The sequence below is a fragment of the Flavivirga sp. 57AJ16 genome, assembly GCF_028736925.1.
In the GTDB taxonomy this organism is placed as follows: domain Bacteria; phylum Bacteroidota; class Bacteroidia; order Flavobacteriales; family Flavobacteriaceae; genus Flavivirga.
This window is the reverse complement of record NZ_JAQZAT010000004.1, coordinates 205,597-227,616: the sequence shown is the minus strand read 5'-3', so window position 1 is coordinate 227,616 and position 22,020 is coordinate 205,597. Positions and strand designations below refer to the sequence as shown.

Annotated in this window: 12 protein-coding genes and 1 tRNA gene; 10 read left to right on the top strand and 3 right to left on the bottom strand. The window is 35.1% G+C overall.

The window, feature by feature from the left end; translation table 11 throughout:
• Positions 1-336: 336 nt before the first annotated feature.
• The 7 genes from PQO00_RS06185 to PQO00_RS06155 all read left to right on the top strand — a co-directional run bounded on the left by PQO00_RS06185 (position 337) and on the right by PQO00_RS06155 (position 13,353).
• Positions 337-2,634, top strand: a complete 2,298-nt coding sequence (locus PQO00_RS06185) for an NADP-dependent malic enzyme (RefSeq protein WP_274183959.1) — start codon at positions 337-339, stop codon at positions 2,632-2,634.
• A 49-nt stretch (positions 2,635-2,683) separates the two neighbouring features.
• Positions 2,684-3,265 carry a Holliday junction branch migration protein RuvA gene (ruvA, locus tag PQO00_RS06180; RefSeq protein WP_274183958.1) on the top strand — a complete coding sequence of 194 codons (582 nt, stop codon included), beginning with the start codon at positions 2,684-2,686 and terminating at the stop codon, positions 3,263-3,265.
• Positions 3,266-3,271: 6 nt separating this feature from the next.
• On the top strand, positions 3,272-10,528 hold the full coding sequence (gene sprA / locus PQO00_RS06175; protein WP_274183957.1) for a cell surface protein SprA: 7,257 nt from the start codon (positions 3,272-3,274) through the stop codon (positions 10,526-10,528).
• A 322-nt stretch (positions 10,529-10,850) separates the two neighbouring features.
• Positions 10,851-11,231, top strand: a complete 381-nt coding sequence (gene gcvH / locus PQO00_RS06170; RefSeq protein ID WP_274183956.1) for a glycine cleavage system protein GcvH — start codon at positions 10,851-10,853, stop codon at positions 11,229-11,231.
• Entirely contained in the window at positions 11,224-11,601 is a 378-nt protein-coding gene (locus PQO00_RS06165) for a VanZ family protein (RefSeq protein ID WP_274183955.1), read from the top strand. The genes gcvH and PQO00_RS06165 overlap by 8 nt, the downstream gene beginning before the upstream one ends.
• A gap of 60 nt (positions 11,602-11,661) precedes the next feature.
• Positions 11,662-12,384 (top strand): energy transducer TonB, encoded by a 723-nt coding sequence (locus tag PQO00_RS06160; RefSeq protein ID WP_274183954.1) that lies wholly within the window; start codon positions 11,662-11,664, stop codon positions 12,382-12,384.
• 171 nt (positions 12,385-12,555) lie between these two features.
• Positions 12,556-13,353 carry an energy transducer TonB gene (locus PQO00_RS06155; RefSeq protein ID WP_274183953.1) on the top strand — a complete coding sequence of 266 codons (798 nt, stop codon included), beginning with the start codon at positions 12,556-12,558 and terminating at the stop codon, positions 13,351-13,353.
• A gap of 651 nt (positions 13,354-14,004) precedes the next feature.
• Here PQO00_RS06155 and PQO00_RS06150 read toward each other — a convergent pair.
• Positions 14,005-14,619: a deoxynucleoside kinase gene (locus PQO00_RS06150; protein ID WP_274183952.1), complete on the bottom strand. Its 615-nt coding sequence runs from the start codon at positions 14,617-14,619 to the stop codon at positions 14,005-14,007.
• Between the two features lie 5 nt (positions 14,620-14,624).
• Entirely contained in the window at positions 14,625-15,404 is a 780-nt protein-coding gene (locus tag PQO00_RS06145) for a hypothetical protein (RefSeq protein WP_274183951.1), read from the bottom strand.
• Between the two features lie 287 nt (positions 15,405-15,691).
• Between PQO00_RS06145 and PQO00_RS06140 the strand changes: the two genes are divergently transcribed.
• The 3 genes from PQO00_RS06140 (at position 15,692) to PQO00_RS06130 (ending at position 19,447) form a co-directional block, all read left to right on the top strand.
• Positions 15,692-16,561, top strand: a complete 870-nt coding sequence (locus PQO00_RS06140) for a GLPGLI family protein (protein ID WP_274183950.1) — start codon at positions 15,692-15,694, stop codon at positions 16,559-16,561.
• Positions 16,562-16,594: 33 nt separating this feature from the next.
• On the top strand, positions 16,595-19,306 hold the full coding sequence (locus PQO00_RS06135; protein ID WP_274183949.1) for a TonB-dependent receptor: 2,712 nt from the start codon (positions 16,595-16,597) through the stop codon (positions 19,304-19,306).
• 59 nt (positions 19,307-19,365) lie between these two features.
• Positions 19,366-19,447 (top strand) — tRNA-Tyr (locus tag PQO00_RS06130).
• Between the two features lie 1,259 nt (positions 19,448-20,706).
• Here the strand turns inward: PQO00_RS06130 and metK are convergent.
• Positions 20,707-21,960 carry a methionine adenosyltransferase gene (metK, locus tag PQO00_RS06125; protein WP_274183948.1) on the bottom strand — a complete coding sequence of 418 codons (1,254 nt, stop codon included), beginning with the start codon at positions 21,958-21,960 and terminating at the stop codon, positions 20,707-20,709.
• Positions 21,961-22,020: the final 60 nt, after the last annotated feature.

Sequence of the window (22,020 nt, the reverse complement as noted above, 5' to 3'; positions counted from 1 at the left end):
CCTTTCGGCTCCGCTCAAGACAGGCTAAAGTCGAAGACCTATTGGAGTTCTAGTTTTTATTAGCATTTCGACTGCGCTCAATGTGACAAATAAAGAACAAATTTCCTTAACTTAATGACATTGAACTAGGCTATGCATATGTTTTTTATCACATCTAAAGAAAATATAAATCAAATTTATTACCAATCATTTTAAAATTCATTTGGTATAAAGCGGGTAAAACCACTATGGCTTTGTCTTGAGATAATTAATTCTAAAAAAAATCTTTTATTGTACTAAACATCTAAAAGGTTAGATAGGATTGCTATATTTGAGGTTTCAAAAAATTAGTCCATTATGAGTGAAGAAAGTAAACGGAGAGAGGCGCTTATATACCACGCAAAACCAACCCCGGGAAAAATAAAGGTCGTTCCGACCAAGAAGTATGCTAGTCAAAGAGATTTGTCTTTAGCCTATTCACCAGGTGTGGCAGAACCCTGTTTAGAAATTGAAAAAAATAAGGATAACGCTTATAAATATACAGCAAAAGGGAATTTGGTTGCCGTAATTTCTAATGGAACGGCCGTTTTAGGTTTAGGGAATATTGGTCCGGAAGCATCAAAACCAGTGATGGAAGGAAAAGGTCTTTTATTTAAGATTTTTGCCGATATTGATGTGTTTGATATTGAAGTAGGGACAGAAAACATTGACGAGTTTATTCAAACAGTAAAAATGATTGCACCTACTTTTGGTGGTATCAATTTAGAAGATATTAAAGCTCCTGAAGCTTTCGAAATAGAAAGGCGCCTTAAGGAGGAACTGGATATTCCTGTTATGCACGATGATCAGCACGGCACAGCTATTATTTCTGCTGCTGCGTTGTTAAATGCCGTAGAATTAGCAGGAAAAAAGATTGGAAAAGTTAAAATTGTAATAAGTGGAGCAGGTGCTGCTGCTATTTCTTGTTCTCGTTTATACCAAGCCTGTGGTGCAAAACGAGAAAATATGGTGATGTTGGACAGTAAGGGTGTTATAAGAAATGATAGAGAAAATCTTTCCAAAGAAAAAGCAGAATTTGCTACCCATAGAAAAATAGATACGCTAGATGAAGCTATGAAAGATGCCGATGTTTTTATTGGTCTTTCAATGGCAAACATTGTATCGCCAGAGATGTTGTTAGCAATGGCAAAAACCCCCATTGTTTTTGCTATGGCTAATCCAGATCCAGAAATAAAATACGACCTCGCTGTAGCGACTCGTAAAGATATCATTATGGCGACAGGTAGGAGCGATCATCCTAATCAGGTAAATAACGTATTAGGATTCCCGTTTATATTTAGAGGAGCGTTGGATGTTCGAGCTACAAAAATAAATGAAGCCATGAAAATGGCTGCTGTTAATGCATTAGCAAAATTAGCTAAAGAGCCTGTTCCGGAGCAAGTTAATATCGCTTACGGAGAAACCAGACTCACGTTTGGTAAAAACTATATAATCCCTAAACCTTTTGATCCTCGACTTATTGCCGAAGTACCTCCAGCTGTAGCCAAAGCTGCCATGGAAAGTGGTGTGGCGAAACAACCTATTACCGACTGGGAAAAGTATAAGGATGTATTGTTAGAGCGCTTAGGTTCTGATAATAAGTTGGTGAGGTTGCTATTAAACAGAGCAAAGCTTAGCCCTAAACGTGTTGTATTTGCTGAAGCAGACCAACTGGATGTTTTAAAAGCAGCTCAAATAGTATATGAAGAAGGCATTGCGCACCCTATTCTATTAGGAAGAAAAGAAACCATAGAATCTCTAATGGCAGAAATTGAGTTTGATGCGGATATTCCCATAATTGACCCAAAAACAGAAGAAGAGAACGAACGTAAAGACAAATACGCAAAAGTATATTGGGAGCAACGTAAGCGAAGAGGCGTGACATATTATTCTGCCCAACGTTTAATGAGAGAGCGTAATTATTTTGCGGCTATGATGGTTAATGAAGGTGATGCCGATGCCCTTATTTCTGGGTACTCTCGCAATTACCCGACAGTAGTAAAGCCTATGTTGGAACTTATTGGGATGGTACATGGTGTGACTCGTGTAGCAACAACCAATTTAATGATGACAAAAAGAGGTCCTTTGTTTTTAAGTGATACCTCTATAAATATAAACCCTAGTGCCAAAGACTTAGCCAAAATTACTCAAATGACTGCTAAAGTTATCAAGATGTTTGGTTTGGATCCTGTGCTAGCTATGGTGTCCTATTCTAATTTTGGATCTTCAGGTAATGAAAAAGCATCCAAGATTCGAGAAGCGGTATCTTATTTACATCGTCATTTTCCAGATATGAACGTAGATGGTGAATTACAAACAGACTTTGCATTAAATGATGATATGTTAAGGGAGAAATTTCCATTTTCAAAGCTGGTAGGAAAGAAAGTAAATGCATTGGTTTTTCCAAATCTGGATTCGGCAAATATTACTTATAAATTATTAAAAGAATTGCATGAAGCTGATTCTATAGGGCCTATTATGATGGGTATGAAAAAGCCAGTGCATATTCTGCAATTGGGGGCCAGTGTTGATGAGATTGTGAATATGACGGCAATCGCTGTTATTGATGCCCAACATAAAGAAAAGTGGGAATTAGAAAATGCTGGAAGGGAATAACTTAGTGCGATAATTTTATTACATTTGATTAGTTAACCAACCGTTATACATGATATCACATATTAAAGGAAAACTTACAGAAAAAAATCCAACGCATGTAGTTATTGAATGTCATGGAGTAGGTTATATGCTAAATATCTCATTACATACTTTTTCTCAAATTCCAGACGGTGAAGACTTAAAGCTATTTACGCACCTCCAAGTTAAAGAAGATTCGCATACGCTTTATGGGTTTTCGTCAGTGGCAGAAAGAGAGATTTTCAGACTGTTAATATCCGTAAGTGGTATTGGAGCGAGTATAGCACGTACCATGTTGTCATCATTAACACCAAAACAGGTAAGAGAAGGAATTGCTTCAAGTGATGTTGCTTTAATTCAATCTATAAAAGGCATAGGAGCAAAAACAGCACAACGTGTTATTATAGATTTAAAAGATAAGATCTTAAAGATTTATGATATAGATGAAGTTTCCGTTTCTCAAGGCAATACCAATAAAGATGAAGCGTTATCTGCTTTAGAAGTCCTTGGTTTTGTAAGGAAACAAGCAGAACGCGTTGTAGATAAAATTATAATGGCACAACCAGATGCCAATGTGGAAACCATTATCAAACAGGCTTTGAAAAATTTATAATAGACTTTGAACAAAACACATCTCAAATTTTATAAATCAATTAAAAACTGTCATACAAAGCACAGTCGAAGTGCCTTTTTAATTTTTATACTCCTTTATTCTGTAGTCGGGTGGTCTCAAGAACCTGTTCAACAGGATTCGGTCAAAACAGGTTATAATATAGGGCGTTTAAAAACACCCCATCCTAATAGTGTAGAATCTAAATACACGTACGATGCCACTATAAATAGATACATTTATACCGAAAAGATAGGGGATTTTGATATGAATGTCCCTATTATTTTAACACCTCAAGAGTACTATGCTTTAGTTGCTAAAGAAAATTTAAAATCCTATTATAAAGAAAAAATTGATGCTTTTGATGGTAAAAAAGAAGATGCCAAAGACGGGCAAAAAAACCTATTACCGGAGTTTTATGTAAAATCGGATTTTTTTGAAACTGTTTTTGGAGGCAATACTATTGAGGTTGTTCCACAAGGATCTGTAGAAATGGATTTAGGGGTCTTGTTTTCGAAACAGGACAACCCTTCATTTTCACCTAGAAATAGGAGTAATTTTACGTTCGATTTTGATCAACGAATTAGTTTAAGTTTGTTAGGGAAAGTGGGGACACGATTACAGGTAACGGCAAATTACGATACACAGTCAACTTTCGATTTTCAAAATCTTATAAAATTAGAATATACACCTACAGAAGATGATATTATTCAAAAAATTGAAGTAGGTAATGTAAGTATGCCCTTAAATAGCTCATTAATTACCGGAGCGCAAAGTTTATTTGGTGTAAAAGCACAATTGCAGTTTGGAAAAACAACCGTTACAGGCGTGTTTTCAGAACAAAAATCACAGGCCAATACGGTGGTAGCCCAAGGAGGCGGTACTGTTGAGGAATTTGATTTGTTTATTAGGGATTACGATGAGAACAGGCACTTCTTTATAGCACAATATTTTAGAGATACCTATGATGCCGCTTTAAAGAACTATCCGTTTATAAATAATAGGGGATTACAAATTACAAGACTTGAAGTTTGGGTAACCAATAGAAGTAACAGAACCGAAAATGTTAGAAATATTGTAGCGCTTCAAGATTTAGGAGAATCAGATCCTAATAAAGTAGGCTCTTCGGTTAATATTCTTAGACCAGGAGCTATACCGAACAACCCTAATAATGCTTTTGACCCAACCAATATTGGCGGTGCTGGATCTCAGATTACAAACGCCATTAGAGATGTAGCCACCGTACAGTCGGGAATAACAGTGCCGGGCGTTACTGAAGGATTTGATTATGCAAAATTGGAAAACGCTAGAAAATTAATAAATGGTCAAGAATATACTTTAAATTCAGAGTTAGGATACATATCATTAAATCAGCGTTTAAATAATGATGAGGTTTTAGCAGTGGCATTTCAATATACATTGGGAGGAGAGGTATATCAAGTAGGCGAGTTTGCAAATGATGGTGTTGATGCTACAGATGTAACAACCAATACTTCTGGCCAAGTAACCCAGGTTGTTAATTCTAATTTAATTTTAAAATTGTTAAAAAGTAGCATTACCAGCGTAGATCAACCTGTTTGGGATTTAATGATGAAGAATATCTACGACACAGGTGCTTTCAATTTAAGTCCAGATGATTTTAAACTTAATATTTTTTATAACGAAGCCTCACCATTAAATTTTATATCGCCAGTTGGTACTGGTTTTGCTCTTGATATAAATGGTAACCCGGTTAACGGATCGACACCAGAAGAAAATTTAATACAGAATGTACCATTATTAAGGGTGTTTAATCTAGATAAACTTAATTTTAATAATGACCCACAAACTAGAGGGGATGGTTTTTTTGATTTTTATCCAGGCATAACGGTGATTCCCCAAAATGGAAAAATAGTTTTTACGAGTGCCGAACCTTTTGGAGAATATCTTTTTAATGTATTGGGAGGTGGTGATTACGACAATAACGTGTCATATAATGATAATCAAAATAAGTATGTATACGATGTGCTTTATAAAAGCACAAAAACAGCTGCTTTAGAGGCTGTCGAGAAAAATAAGTTCAGATTAAAAGGACGTTATAAGTCAAGTGGGGGGAGCGATGGTATTCCTATAGGGGCTTTTAATGTGCCAAGAGGTTCTGTAAAAGTGACGGCAGGTGGTCGCGTTTTAGTTGAAGGGATCGATTATACCGTAAATTATCAATTAGGACGTGTTCAGATTTTAGATGAAGCTTTAAAAGCATCCAATACGCCCATTCAAGTGTCGACGGAGAACAATGCGGTTTTCGGCCAGCAAACAAGGCGTTTCACAGGGATAAATGTCGAGCACAAATTTAACGAGAATTTTGTGCTAGGGGGAACGCTCTTAAATCTCAATGAAAGGCCCATAACACAAAAAGCCAATTATGGTACAGAACCTATAAACAATACTATTTTTGGGTTTAATGGTAATTACTCTACCAAAGTGCCGTTTTTAACGCGATTGGCCAATAAATTACCGAATATCGATACAGATGTAGAGTCGAACCTGTCACTTAGGGGTGAGTTTGCCTATTTAGCACCAGGTGCACCAAAAGGTACTAACTTAAATGGAGAGGCCACCTCTTATGTGGATGATTTTGAAGGCTCACAAAATGCCATAGATTTAAAATCCCAACAATCATGGTTTTTATCCAGTAGACCTTTAGGGTTGAATGTTCCAAGTAATCCAACCGAAGATGATAATGGGATTCAAAATGGTTACCAAAGAGCCATGCTTAACTGGTATAGTATAGATCCTATTTTTTATAGTAGCCAGCGTCCTACTGGGATCTCAGATGAAGATATGTCCAGCCTATATACCAGTCGTGTATTTATAAATGAGCTCTTTCCAGAAAGAGACTTGGTGCAAGGCCAGAACTCGGTACTTTTCACATTGGATTTGGCCTATTATCCAGAAGAGAGAGGCCCCTATAATTTTGAGGCTTCTGCGGCCGATGGTATTTTAGATAACCCTCAAGATAGCTGGGCAGGTATGATGCGCCAACTAACATCTACAGATTTTGAACAACAAAATGTAGAATACATTGAGTTTTGGTTACAAGATCCGTTTCAGGATAATCCAACAAACCCCGGTGGAAAATTAGTATTCAATCTTGGGAATATTTCAGAAGATGTTATTAAAGATGGGCGTAAACTTTACGAAAACGGCTTGCCAGAAGATGGAAATATAGATTTATTACCGGTAACATCGTGGGGAACGGTGGTGCCACAAAATCAATCATTAATTTATGCATTCGATACTACAGGTCAAGAAAGGACCAATCAAGATGTTGGTTACGATGGATATAATGATGCACAAGAAGCTAATATTTTTGGTAGCGGTTTTGGAGAGGATCCGGCAAACGACAATTATACCTATTTTTTAAATACAGATGGCGATATTTTTGAGCGTTATAAAAAGTACAATGGTGTAGAAGGCAATACACCAGAGACATTTACAAATACAGATAGGGCAGCCAATACGCAACCGGATGTCGAAGACATTAATCGTGACAATACGATGAATACGATCGATAGTTATTTTGAATATGAATTAGATATAACAAGACAAAATCTGCCTACATCGGAAGCAGATTTTGAAAACATGCCTAATAGCAATCCATTAAAAGACTTTTTAAGGGATTTTAAGGATAGACCTCGTCAATTGGCTAACGGAGAGACTAGAAATGTTAGGTGGTACCAATTTAGGATTCCGGTACAAGGGAGCCATGCCACGGCTATTGGCAATATTAGTGATTTAAGATCAGTGCGTTTTACAAGAGTATATCTTAAAGAATTTACGGAAAATACCGTATTTCGTTTTGGTACATTAGATTTGGTAAGAAGTGATTGGAGACGTTATACACAAGCTTTAGACAAAAATGATCCGACTCCGGATGATCCTCAAACGGAGCTTTCAGTAGGTGTTATTGGTACATTGGAAAACGAAGGGAGTTATCAAAGACCCCCAGGGATAGAACCCGAAGAGTTGTTTAATAATAATACCGTAGTGCAACAAAACGAGCAGTCTTTAGTTGTAAAAGTTTGTGATATTGAGTCTGAAGATTCAAAGGCAGTATATAAAAATATTAATATTGATATGCGTCAGTATAAACGCTTAAGAATGTTTATGCATGCCGAAGACAATGAATCAGGAACGACAAGTTTATCCAATAATGAATTAGTTGGATTTATTAGAATGGGTAATGATCTCACCGAAAACTATTACCAGATAGAAATACCGTTACAAGTTTCAACGTCTACGACAAGAGACGGGCTTTGGCCTGAGGAAAATGAAATTAATTTAGCTATTGAGCTATTAGGGCGCATTAAAGCACTTGGTATATCTGATGGCACATTGTTAAACGAAGACCCAACATTTTATGATGTTGTAGGTAATGATTTAATTCCTGTAGGCGATCCATTTAGCGGGTATGTAACTGGTCAACATAGAATAGGGATCAAAGGAAATCCGAATTTTGGAGATGTAAGAACGCTTATGATGGGCGTTAAAAACACGACCACAAGAAATGATGTTTGTGCAGAGGTTTGGTTTAACGAACTCCGCCTATCCGATTTAGACAATGAAGGCGGTTGGGCAGCTGTATTAAGTGTAGATGCCAATATTGCAGATTTTGCAAATATAAGTGCTACCGGAAGAAAAAGTACTTCTGGTTTTGGTGGTATTGAGCAAGGGCCAAGTCAGCGTAGTTTAGAAGATGTGCAGCAATATGATGTCGTAACAAATATCAATGTTGGACAATTATTACCAAAAAAATGGGGCGTTCAAGTGCCTTTTAATTATGGGCAAAGTGAAGAGCTTATCACACCTAAATACGATCAGGTTTACCAGGATCTAACTTTAGATTCCAGACTGGATGCCGCCAATACAAAAGCAGAAAGAGATGGAATTAAAGAACAGTCTGAAGACTATACCAGAAGGCAAAGCATTAATTTTATAGGCGTTAGAAAGATAAGGACAACAGAGGCAACACCTCGTTTTTACGATGTGGAAAATTTAACTTTAAATTATTCATATAATAAAGTAGAGCACAGGGATTTTGAGATTGAAAACTCGGTTAACAAAACGGTTAGGGCTGGCGCAAATTATACGTTTAATTTTAATCCAATCGAAGTAGAGCCTTTTAAGAAAAATGACTCGTTGTTTACTGGGAAATATTGGAAGATTTTAAAGGACTTTAACGTTAGCTTATTACCAGCAAGCTTTACTATTAATACAGATATTAATAGGCAATTTAATAGGCAAAAGTTTAGGGAGGTTGACCTTGGGGGTGCCAACATTGGTATAGAGGAATTATTTAGAAGAAACTACACATTCGATTTCCAATACACTATCAATTACAATCTCACAAAATCATTGCAATTAAACTTTACAGCTGCCAATAACAATATAGTGCGTAATTATTTTAAAGATAATATTATTAATGGGGAACAAGATGCAACGTTAGATGTTTGGGATGGGTTCTTGGATTTTGGAGATCCTAATAGGCAAAGTCAAAATTTAGGGGTTACTTACCAGTTGCCCATTAATAAAATCCCGACGTTTAGTTTTCTTGATGCCACGTATCAATATACAGGTACTTTTCAATGGCAAAAAGGCTCCGATTTATACGGCGATTTAGAACTGGACGGACAAACGTATGACTTAGGAAATACGATTCAAAATTCAAATGTTCATAATATCAATTCGACGTTAGATATGAATAGGCTTTATAAATATATCGGATTGGTAAAAAAACCTATTAAAAGAGTACGAGCCAGATCGACTTCAAACGGTGGTGCACCGCCGGGACCGGGAGGAAATAAAAAAGCAGCACCAAAAGCAAAGAATCAATCGGTGACCAAATTACTAAATGCGGGCGTTGATGTTTTAACAAGTATCAAGAGAATTCAGCTTAACTATTCAGAAAACAACGGAACATTTTTGCCAGGCTACTTGCAAACACCAGGCTTTATAGGTACTTTAAAGCCAACAACAGGGTTTACATTTGGGAGTCAAAGTGATATTAGGGATCTCGCCGCAAGAAGAGGTTGGCTAACTGTTTTTCCTGAATTTAATCAACAGTATACAGCCACTAACACCAAACAACTTGATGTATCTGCGAGTTTAGAGCCAGTAAAAGGATTAAAAATAGACCTTGTAGGGAATCGTACTTATTACGAAAATTACACCGAAAACTTTAGAGTTAACGGAAATCCCGGTACTTACGAATACGAATCGTTAACTCCGAATACTTTTGGTAATTTTAATATCTCGACTATTTTACTAAAAACGGCGTTTAGCAAAAGTGATGAAACCACTTCTGAGGCTTTTAATGACTTTAGGGCCAATAGACTTATAATAGCCAGAAGATTGGCAGAAAAGAATGGTGCAGATTTAAATGACCTAGATGCTGATGGTTTTCCAAAAGGTTATGGAAAAAGTAATCAAGCCGTATTGTTGCCAGCGTTTTTAGCTGCTTATTCTGGAAAAGATGCCAGTAGTATGAAATTAGGGGCATTTAGGGATGTGCCTATTCCTAACTGGGATTTAAAGTATTCAGGTTTTATGAAGTTTAAATGGTTTAAAAAACATTTTAAACGTTTTTCATTAACACATGGGTACCGTTCAACATATACTATAAATCAGTATCAATCCAATTTAGATTATGAAGCTATAGACCCCGCTTTGGATTATGATAGTCAGTCAAATAATACTAAAGACCAATCTGGGAATTATAAAAACGAACGTTTACTTAGCAATATTAACCTAACCGAGTTATTTAGCCCTTTGGTTAGGCTTGATTTTGAAATGAAGAACTCTGTCAAGATCTTAGCTGAAATTAAAAAGGACAGATTAATATCGCTTAGTTTTGATAATAATTTAATGACCGAGGTACAAGGAAAAGAATACGTGATAGGCTTAGGTTATAGAATTAAAGATTTAAAAATACGTTCTAAACTAGCCGGACCGCGAAAACGTGTGGTAAGTGATTTAAATATGAAAGCAGATATCTCTGTAAGGGATAATAAAACGATTATCAGATATTTAGATTTAGAAAATAATCAGGTAACATCCGGGCAAACTATTTGGGGTTTAAAATACTCCGCAGATTATGCATTTAGCAAAAATTTAACAGCCCTCTTTTATTTTGATTACTCGTTTTCAGAATATGCTATTTCTACGGCATTTCCGCAAACAACCATTCGATCTGGTTTTACCATTAGATATAATTTTGGTAATTAACCGGACTTGAACTTGAAATCGAAGTCGAAATTGAAGTCGAGGTCGAAATGCCCCAATTTGTGTTTTTAGCCTTTGTTCAAAAAACTTAGCCCTTGTTTCAAAATTTTAAGTTTCTCTCCCGTCCATTTTTCAAGATCAATTTCAGTTTCAACTTCAACTTCGATTTCAGCTTCAACTTCAATTTCAAGTCATAACTAAAAACGGTCACATTTTACCTTATCATTTAAATGAATAAGCATGGAGCGTTTTTTATTAGATAATCTATTTGAATTTAGGATCTGAATAAATACATTTGCTGAATAAATGAATTTAAACTAATATTATGAATATTCCATCAGAATTAAAATACACCAAAGATCATGAATGGGTTAAAATCGAAGGTGATATAGCAACTATAGGTATCACGGATTTTGCCCAAAGTGAACTAGGAGATATTGTTTATGTAGAGGTAGAGACCGTTGACGAAACATTAGATGCGGAAGAAATTTTTGGAACCGTAGAAGCAGTTAAAACAGTATCGGACCTGTTTTTACCATTGTCTGGAGAAATTATAGAATTTAATGAGATTTTAGAAGACGAGCCAGAAAAAGTAAATAGTGATCCTTATGGTGATGGTTGGATGATAAAAGTTAAATGTTCAGACCTTTCCCAAGTAGAAGGGCTTATGTCTACCGATGATTATAAGGCGTTAATAGGTGCTTAAAAAATTAACGCCTATAATAACCGTATTATATTCGTTAATCCTAGCTATAATTAGCTTAATTAAGATTGATAACATTCCAGATGTAGGCATTTCTTTTGGAGATAAGATATTTCACTTTTTTGCCTATTTGGTTTTAACATTTTTATGGTTTTACACGTTTTTGTATGCTTTTAAGTTTAAACATAAAAGAGCGATTGTTTTTGCCGTCATACTTTCTGTTTTATTTGGTATGATTATTGAGGTACTACAAGGGAGTGTTACGGTTTCAAGAAGCCTAGATGTTTATGATGCTGTAGCAAACACCCTGGGCGCTTTGTTAGCTGCAATTGTATTGTGGTTTAAAAGTAATTTACACGTTAAAAACGTATAAACACTTGTTTTTTTTATAAATAAATAGTTATTTTAGCAATCTTGATAAACGATATAAATTATGGAACCTAAGAAAAATCCCAAAGCTAATGTTGGACGTAATAGTTCACTTTACTTCGCTATTGGTTTAGCATTAATGTTATTTTTAACAAACTATGCTATCAATTACAAATCATATGATAAGTCTGATACGGACATTGGCATGGTAAATATGGATGAAGAATTGGAAGAGGAAATTCCAATTACAGAACAAATACAAACGCCACCACCGCCACCGCCACCTCCAGCAGCACCGGAAGTTATTGAAATTGTTGAAGACGAAGTCGAAATAGAAGAAACAGTTATAGAGTCGACAGAAGTAGATCAGGAAACTGAAATTGTTGAGGTAGAAGAAGTAGAGGTAGAAGAGGTAGAAGAGGATATAGATGTACCATTTTCAGTCATTGAAAATGTACCTGTTTTTCCAGGATGCGAAAAAGAGAAAAACAATACCAAGAAAAGAGATTGCATGTCTAAAAAAATAGCACAGTTTGTTAATAGAAAGTTCAATACAGAATTAGCTAGCGATTTAGGTTTATCGGGAAGACAGCGTATTAATGTTATTTTTAAAATAGATAAAACAGGTAATATTACTGGAATTCGTGCTAGAGCACCACACCCAGGTTTAGAAAAAGAAGCTGCTCGTGTAATTGGTCTATTGCCAAAAATGAAACCAGGAAAGCAACGTGGAAAACCAGTAAACGTTCCATACTCATTACCTATTATTTTCCAAGTACAAGATTAATTGAGAAATAATTCCTTGATGAAATATCATCAAGGTTTCCATTGAAATTGTCATTTCCACGAAGGTGGGGAACCAAATATAAAATCCCGTTACAAATTTTGTAACGGGATTTCTTTTTTGGTATGCTTATTGTGATTTTATCATAATATTAACATTTATACTATAATTATTATGAGTAATCAAAAGAAAACTCACGAACTCATTCGGCAAAATGAGCAAATCGTGAAAAAACCACAAAAGCATGATGCAAATTTACAAAAAAACTCAATCCTTTACTTCCAAATAGGGTTAATTGTATGTTTACTGGCCGTCTTTGGTTTGCTAGAGATGAAGTTTGAAAGGACCATTCCCAAAGCGTATACCATTGTTGTTCCAGACGATCCAATGACAATTTCAGTTGAGAAGTTTAAAGTTTATGAAGAACCAAAAACTGAGGTGAAACCAAAACCTCAGAAAAAAAAGGTGCTGTTAATTAAAGACCCTAAGATTGTTGATGACGATGTTATGAAAGAAGTATTAGGTATTGATACACCAGAGCAAAATACGAGTCCTGAAACGCCAATAGACCCAAGTTTGATGGATGATTTTGGAGGGGAGCCAGTAATTGATGATGTTCCTTTTTTTGCAATTGAAGTGGCACCTATTTATCCAGGTTGTGAAAAGACAAAGACAAATGAGGAAAGAAAAAAATGTATGTCTGAGAAAATCACAAAACTCGTTCAAAGAAAATTTAGAGGAAATGATATAGCATCGGACTATGGCTTATCGGGAAAACAAAAAATTTATGTAAGATTTAAAATTGATAAAACGGGACATGTAACAGATATACAAACGAGATCTCCGCATCCAAAATTAGAAGATGAAGCAGAGCGCATTATTAATTTTATCCCAAAAATGACACCGGGCAAGCAACGAGATAAAAATGTAGGGGTTATTTATACATTACCAATTATTTTTTATGCTGAATAATCCGTAAAACGAAACGTTTTAAATTTTTAAAACCGCTATTATTTTGTTAGGTAGCGGTTTTTTTATAATTTCCATTATAGTGATACATAGAACTCATTTAAACGTTTTCAATGGGTTAAAAAATGGATCATGCACAAAAGTTACGTTTAGGCAAAAGTTTTAGTCGATCTGAAAAGAGGCCTGCCATTGACCTATCTTGGTTCTGCCCTCCTTAAACTTTAACTTTATCGAAATTATCCTCCTTTTGAAAAGGCTACCGTGAGTACACATCTATAAAAAAGACACGAATGGCACAAATTCACACGAACCCAATACATTATGGAATAGATTGGACACAGCATGAATAAGAATCCCTAGACTATGTAGGCTTGAAATCAGTCAATAGACAGAATAATTAGTGAAAATTTGTGTCATTCGTGTCCAATCTTTTTATTGTACTTTATTTGTGTACATACAGTAGTTTGAAAAGGGAGGAGTAAGTCCGATTTGTATTTTCGGGTACAGTTTTTAATTAACTTGGAGTGACTATTTGTATTATTTGTGGGTACACCGTAGCTGCCAGGAGGCAGGAAATTATTAATTGTTGCTACCATCCAAAAACAGGTACTCGGCTTGACTGGATAGTTTAAATGAGTTCATAAAATAAACGACCTAAAACAACCCATTTATTTCTGCATCAATAGTATTGATAACGTTTCCTAAATCTTCTGGGTTATCTACAAAATTTAAATTATCAACGTCTATAATTAAAAGTTTCCCTTTATTATAACCGTGGATCCAGGCTTCGTAACGCTCATTCAATCGACTTAAATAATCAATACTGATTGAGTTTTCGTAATCACGACCACGTTTATGTATTTGGGATACTAGGTTAGGAATAGAGCTACGCAAATAAATTAGCACATCTGGGCCTTGGACCAAGGATTCCATTAAATCAAAAAGCGATTTGTAGTTTTCGTAATCACGATTTGTCATTAAACCCATAGCATGCAGATTAGGCGCAAAAATATGAGCATCTTCATAAATGGTCCTATCTTGAATAATATCTTTTCCGCTTTGACGAATTTGCAATATTTGGCGAAACCTACTATTTAAAAAGTATACCTGTAAATTGAAGCTCCAGCGTGCCATTTGGTTATAAAAATCGTCTAAATACGGATTGTCTACAACATCTTCCAGTTGTGCTTCCCATTTATAATGTTTTGCTAATAATTTTGTAAGAGTGGTCTTTCCGGCACCAATATTTCCAGCAATAGCAATATGCATAGTTTCTAGTCAATTTTTATTTTGTACTCATGTAGGATTTCATTTGCGTAAATATACAAGGTTTCATTGGTTACAAAAAACTCATTTATCAACAAATTTGGTATGGAGATTGGAATAGTAATTTCGCTATCTTTTTTCAAGTAAACAAGCGAATCTTTCTTTTTTAAAATAATATCTCCGTTATTTTCAACCAGCTCTGTATAGGCCTTATTTTTAGTTTTCTTTACCAAGCTTCCAAAATAATTATAAGTATATAGATAGTTCTCTGTGAGTAGATAACAAAAATTGTAATTACTTTTTAAATCTAAAATAATACTTTGAATAGGCAGTGTTTGGGCACGGGTCGTTCGCATTTTATAATCAAAAAGTTCTAGTTTTTGATTGTCTTGATTAAAAACCCATATCGTATTATCGTGCCCTGTAGAAACATGCGATATATTTTTATACTCAGGAAGGGCATTAAAATCAATTTTGAATATTTCTGCCAGTCGGTTGTCAAGGATTATAAGCGTATTAAAATCTTTATAAAATATATTGATTTTTAAAGGGTTAAAGGCATTTGCCGTTGTGATGTTGCCAAGCTGTAAATTGTTATAAGTCATGGTTTTATTCCCCTCTTTTTTATAAAAGACATTATTGTTTATAAAGTATGTCGTACCAAAATGATCGATAGCAACCAATCGGGAAGTTTTAAAATCCGTTTTTTTTATAAATGAAGTTTCAACCACCTTTTGGGCATATAGGGCATAAGAAAGAAGTAAGAAGAAATGGATGGTATATTTCATATTAATTTGAAAAATACAAAAACCTTACCACTTTTCAATAAATTAATTTATAGCCAAACCCACGAACATTAATAATTTGTCAAGAAGAAAGCGCATTACGATTTAGGCAGAGATGACAGTGAAAGAACAGAAATTAGCATAGGAGGCTCGTTTTAGGAATTATTTAACAGTTTAGGGGTTAAACTAAATAGGATGATTAGAGTCAAACTGAATAATCTGAATTCACTTTGACTTTTTGCTTAAATAAAAAAGTTAAGATGCACTCATAGCTAAAAGATCCAATTTCAATGAAAAAAAAATCCAGAAGATCAATAACTATTATTTTTTTGCTTTTAATTTCTTTTTTGTCATTTGCCCAAAAAGACTTCCAGGGAAAAGCATATTATCAATCTAAGACGGCTATGGATATGAGCCAGTTTGAGGGAAGACAAATGAGTGAAGATATAAAAAAGCGTATTACAGAACGCATGAAAAACATGCTTGAAAAAACATATATCCTAACATTTAATCAAATAGAATCTATCTATAAGGAAGAAGAAAAACTTGAATCTCCTGGAGCTGGTGGTGGTCGTTGGAGGGGTATGATGAGCAGTTTCACAGCGGGCGATCAATATAAAAATGTCAAAGAACAAACATGGTTACAAGATCAAGAGTTTTTTGGTAAGCAATTTTTAATTAAAGATTCCTTGCCGCAATTAAAGTGGGTTATGGGTAGTGAAACAAAGCAAATAGGGCAGTATACCTGTTTTAAGGCAACAACAACAAAGATCAATACCGATTTTGATTTCAATAGCTTTAGGAGACCGCCAAGTAAAGAAGAAAATACAGAGAGGGATTCTACCAGTGTAAAAAATCTTTCAGTAAAAGAAGAACAACCTGATCTTATTGAGGTAGTCGTATGGTACACGCCTCAAATTCCCGTAAATCAAGGCCCGGGCGACTATTGGGGGCTTCCGGGTTTAATTTTGGAAGTTAATGAAGGGAGAACGACTATTTTATGTTCTAAAATTATTATAAATCCAGAAGAGAAAGCTGTCATTAAAGTGCCATCAAAAGGCAAGGAAGTATCAAAAGAAGTGTACCATGCGATTGTAAAAAAGAAAACCGAAGAGATGCAAGAAAACTTTGGCAGGAGAGGTGGTCGTTCAAGAAGGTAGTTTATATACATAACAATTAATCAAAAACATTTAATGAAGTTTAAAATAACCATGTTGCTCTTGCTGGTAGCAAGTTCGCTTTTTGCACAAATCAAGCTGGAAGGTATTGTAAAGGATAGTATAGGTGACCCTTTTGAGTTGGCTAATGTCATTGCCATAAATCAAGAAACAAATGCTTTAGATTCCTATGGAATTACAAATGACCAAGGGCGATATAAGCTTAGTTTGAAAAAGAATACGGCATATAAAATCCAAGTGAGTTATATTGGTACAAAAACGAGTGAAGAACTATTGGAAGTTAAGGAAGACAACATTACTAAGGACTATATATTGCAGTATGATAATAATTTAGATGAAATAGAATTGGTTTACGAAATGCCAGTAACCATAAAAGGAGATACGATTATTTATAATGCAGATTCTTTTAATCGAGGCACAGAAAGGAAATTAGAAGATGTCCTTGAAAATTTGCCAGGTATAGAAGTGAATGATGATGGGGAGGTAGAAGTAGAAGGTAAAGTAGTCTCTAAAGTGATGGTTGAAGGTAAAGATTTTTTTGACGGTGATTCGAAATTAGCAACAAAAAATATTCCCTCTAATGCTGTAGATAAGGTTGAGGTGCTTAAAAATTACGCCGATGTTGGACAGTTAAGCGGTGTAACCAATAATCAAGATAACATTGCCATAAATATTAAATTAAAAGAAGGGAAAAAGAATTTTTGGTTTGGGAACATCACTGCTGGAGGAGGTGTTGCAGATGAAAATGAGCTGTATTTATTCCAGCCAAAACTATTTTATTACAGTCCAGAGTACAGTATAAATGTTATTAGCGACTTAAACAATATAGGCGAAATAGCTTTTACGCGACGCGATTATTTCAATTTTACTGGCGGATTTAGAAATCCAAGCCGTCAAAGCGGAACCAACATTAATTTAGGAGGTAATAGCCTTGGGTTTTTAACGGCCCAAAATAATAGGGCAAAAGATATTAATACTAAATTTGGCGCAGCAAATTTTAGCTGGTCACCTAATAAGACTTTGGATTTAAGCGGTTTTGCTATATTCTCTAACAGTAAGACAGCATTACAAGAAAATAGAGATGTGCAATATACAAACCCAGATCTAGGTATCCCAGATGAAAGCACAAGAAGTAATACCATTCAACGTAGTGATTTAGGTATGGTAAAACTATCTGCCAAGTATAAACCCAATGCTAATAATCAATTAGATTATGATGTTTTGGGTCGCGTATCGAAAGAATCACAAGATCAAAGGTTTTTCTCGTCTGTTAATGGAGATATTGATCAGTTAGAGAAATCGAGCCCCTACAGTATTAATCAGAACTTAAACTATTACTATACACTAGACGATACTAACATTTTTGCGTTAGAAGTTCAGCATTTGCTACAAGACGAAGATCCCTTTTATAATGCTATATTAGAAGACAAAGCTAATTATGATGACACCGCAAATAATTTAGGTTTGGATGGTGCGCAACTAGATTATAATATAGCGCAAGATAAACGGGTCAAGTCTAACCAAATAGATTCAAAGTTAGATTATTGGAATATATTAAATACTAAAAGTGATATTAATTTGACCTTGGGAACCATATTGAGTCGTCAAGAATTCGACTCTAATATTTTCCAGTTCTTAGATGATGGTTCTCAATTTAATCCAACCCCAACGATTAATGATGGTGTAGATACAAATGCTATTAAATATAATTTTAGTGATGTGTACTTAGGGATACATTATAGGTTAAAGTCAGGTATTTTTACATTTACACCAGGTCTTTCGGCACATGCTTACAGTGCAAAGAACACACAATTTAATAATAGGGTAACGGATAATTTTTTTAGATTACTACCAGATTTTAATATGATAATGCAACTTAAAAAGAGCGAGCAAATTACTTTAGACTATAGGATGCAAACACAATTTACTGATGTGTCAAAATTTGCAAGCGGTCTGGTGCTTAATAATTACAATGCTTTATTTTCTGGTAATCCAGACTTGGAAAGTGCCTTGTCACATAATATAAGCTTATCCTACTTTAGTTTTAATATGTTTAATTACACGAACGTATTTGCTAATATTAATTATAACAAAAGTATAGATAATATAAGAAGCACATCTGTTTTTGAGCCAGGGAGCGTGATACGGGTCAGTGCGCCATTTAATTCGGGTTTTGCAGACGAAAGTTTAAGTGCAAGCGGAAGGTTTGAGCGTACCTTCGGAAAGTTAAAAGCGAATCTTAGAGGTAATTTTAGTTATTCAAAATACAACCAATTTGTACAAAATGTACAGTCTGTAAATGAAAGTTTTTCGCAAGCGTATAGAGTAGGATTACGGACTAATTTCAGAAAAGCACCTAATCTTGATGTTGGATACCGCTATGGGATTCAAGACAACAATCAAGGGGCTAATAATACGAAGTTCTTTACAAAGGCGCCTTCGGTAGAAGTTGATGCACTTATATTAAAATCTTTTACGTTTAGGGCAGACTATACCTATAATAATTTTAGTAATGCCTCTGGTACCATAAATAGTTATGAGTTTTTAAATGCCTCTTTATCTTATCGAAAAAATAAAGATGCTAAGCTTGAGTATGAAATAAAAGCAACTAACTTATTTGATACGAAGTCACAGAATAATAGTAGCACAAGTAATATATCTGTAAGTGCTACAGAGTATTACATTCAACCACTATTTTTATCATTTAGGTTACGTTATGAGTTATAAAAAATATAGCATTTTTATTTGTAAAATTAAAGAACAGTAATATATTTGCGCTCAGTTTGGGGGAGATACTCAAGCGGCCAACGAGGGCAGACTGTAAATCTGCTGACTATGTCTTCGCAGGTTCGAATCCTGCTCTCCCCACTTAACTCGAAAAGTTTGCATGAAAATGCAAACTTTTTTTATTTTAAAATATATCCAAAGCTTGCTTTAGGATATATTTTAAAATAAAAAAAGTGCACCGCTATGGCGGTGCCGCTTTTCATTTTCACGAGTGGGGAACTAGGATCTTTAATCCTGCTCTCCTCTTGCTGAGTGAATTTTACAGCTTTTGCGCCACTAATACCAATTTGAGTATAATAGAATAATATATTTCGACGAAGTCACAGACTTCGTCGAGCTTGCTTTAGGATATATTTTAAAATAAAAAAAGTGCACCGCTATGGCGGTGCCGCTTTTCATTTTCACGAGGGGGGAACTAGGATCTTTAATCCTGCTTTAAGCGCAATTCTTCACGATTCAAAGTATATCTGTTTGAAGATGGATTACAATAAAAACAGATATGGCTTTATAATTTTTTTATGGAAGCAATCTAATCTTTCAAAAAAGAAATTCGTTATGTGTCTTTTTTAAAAGATGTGCGGGATCATACTCAAAAGTTGTGTTTAACCTGAGTTTGATTTTAAAAATACTGATTTTCAAATAGTTAAAATAAAATGTCATGAAAAAGCTGTCATTCCGAACGCTATCGAAAACAAAATATATTTTGTTTGAAGATACAAAGCGAAGCTTTTGAGGAGCCTGCCGGCAAAGGCAGGGAATCTCATAATCATGGGATTTCTCGTCGTTCGTTCCTCTCTCTGTCGAAATGACAAACATCTGGCAAACAGTATTTTGTGATTGTTTTAAACACTTAAAAAATAATCGAACTCAGGTATTTAGGTAAAAATTTTGGTCGATCTGAAAAAAGGTCTGTCATTGACCTATCTTGATTTAACCCTCCTAAATTTCGACAAGGTCGAAATTATCCTCCCTTTTTTCAAAAAAGGGAGGAGCAAGTCCGATTTGTATTTTCGGGTGCAGTTTTTAATTTAATCCCACATGTTGAACTAGCAGGGCTCTCTTAAATTTAAGAGGCGTTTTATTTTTATGAAGCGCTCTTGGTATACTTGGGCTATCTGGATTTACCTTGAAGTGGCTATTATGCACTTGGACATGGCTCGTTATAAATGATGCCATACCGCACATCGCACACAACTTTTGTTCTTGATCCAAAATAAATTAGAGCTATCTATGATTGATTTTTACGGCTCATCTGTCACGAAAAACCATCATTTTATTTTTGGTAAATTCAAAGTATAACTGGTATTAGACCGCTTTTTAGAATTTGTAATTTCGGGTTTTTATAATCCAAAAACTTCTTTTACTTTGTCAACATAATCCAACTTTTCCCAGGTAAACAATTCTACATCCAGTGTGATGGTTTCCCCATTAGGCTGTGTAAATGTTTTTGTAACGGTTTCATTGTTACGCCCCATATGTCCGTAAGCTGCAGTTTCACTATAAATGGGTGAACGTAGTTTTAAACGCTCTTCAATGGCAAATGGACGCATATCAAAAATATCAGAAACTTTTTCAGCAATTTCGCCATCGGTCATGTTAAAAGAACAAGTCCCATAGGTGTCAATAAAAATACCCATAGGTTCTACTACGCCAATAGCATAGCTTACTTGTACTAGAACTTCATCGGCGACACCAGCAGCAACTAGGTTCTTTGCAATATGACGTGTTGCATAGGCCGCACTTCTATCTACTTTACTAGGGTCTTTCCCAGAAAATGCACCCCCACCATGAGCGCCTTTTCCACCGTAAGTGTCGACAATAATTTTTCTTCCTGTTAACCCAGTGTCCCCATGTGGTCCGCCAATAACAAATTTTCCTGTTGGATTTATATGATATTTAATGTCGTTATTAAACAAAGCCTGAATTTGCTCAGGTAGTTTGGCAACGACACGAGGCATTAAAATGTCAACAATATCCTTTCTAATTTTAGCAAGCATCGTATCGTCATCTCCAAAATCGTCATGTTGCGTAGATACTACAATAGCATCAATACGCTGAGGGATATTATCATCGCTGTACTCAATCGTTACTTGGCTTTTAGAATCGGGACGTAAATAGGTAATATCTTTATGTTCCCTTCTTAACTCGGCAAGTTCTATTAGAATTCTATGAGATAGGTCTAAAGCCAAGGGCATAAAGTTTTCGGTTTCATTGGTTGCATAACCAAACATCATGCCTTGATCGCCAGCACCTTGTTGATCTTTACTTGTTCTATCAACCCCTCTGTTAATATCATCAGATTGTTCATGAATGGCAGAAAGTACCCCACAAGAATTACCATCAAACATATACTCCCCTTTCGTGTAGCCTATTTTATTTATGGTTTCTCTGGCAATCTTTTGAACATCTAAATACGTATTGGATTTTACCTCGCCGGCAAGTACAACTTGCCCTGTAGTAACTAAGGTTTCGCATGCTACTTTGGAGTCTGTGTCAAACGCTAAAAAATTGTCAATTAAAGCATCGCTAATTTGATCTGCTACTTTGTCTGGATGTCCTTCAGAAACACTCTCCGAAGTAAATAAATATGCCATAAGTTGTATTTTTATATCAGGATTTGACGATGGCGTCGAAGGAAGTTTACACTGCCTTTA

Bases quoted from the DNA above. Each gene is read 5' to 3' on its own strand.
- PQO00_RS06155 (WP_274183953.1), top strand. From the start codon at position 12,556: ATGAGTAATCAAAAGAAAACTCACGAACTCATTCGGCAAAATGAGCAA.
- ruvA (WP_274183958.1), top strand. From the start codon at position 2,684: ATGATATCACATATTAAAGGAAAACTTACAGAAAAAAATCCAACGCAT.
- gcvH (WP_274183956.1), top strand. From the start codon at position 10,851: ATGAATATTCCATCAGAATTAAAATACACCAAAGATCATGAATGGGTT.
- PQO00_RS06140 (WP_274183950.1), top strand. From the start codon at position 15,692: ATGAAAAAAAAATCCAGAAGATCAATAACTATTATTTTTTTGCTTTTA.
- PQO00_RS06185 (WP_274183959.1), top strand. From the start codon at position 337: ATGAGTGAAGAAAGTAAACGGAGAGAGGCGCTTATATACCACGCAAAA.
- PQO00_RS06150 (WP_274183952.1), bottom strand. From the start codon at position 14,619: ATGCATATTGCTATTGCTGGAAATATTGGTGCCGGAAAGACCACTCTT.
- metK (WP_274183948.1), bottom strand. From the start codon at position 21,960: ATGGCATATTTATTTACTTCGGAGAGTGTTTCTGAAGGACATCCAGAC.
- PQO00_RS06145 (WP_274183951.1), bottom strand. From the start codon at position 15,404: ATGAAATATACCATCCATTTCTTCTTACTTCTTTCTTATGCCCTATAT.
- PQO00_RS06135 (WP_274183949.1), top strand. From the start codon at position 16,595: ATGAAGTTTAAAATAACCATGTTGCTCTTGCTGGTAGCAAGTTCGCTT.
- PQO00_RS06160 (WP_274183954.1), top strand. From the start codon at position 11,662: ATGGAACCTAAGAAAAATCCCAAAGCTAATGTTGGACGTAATAGTTCA.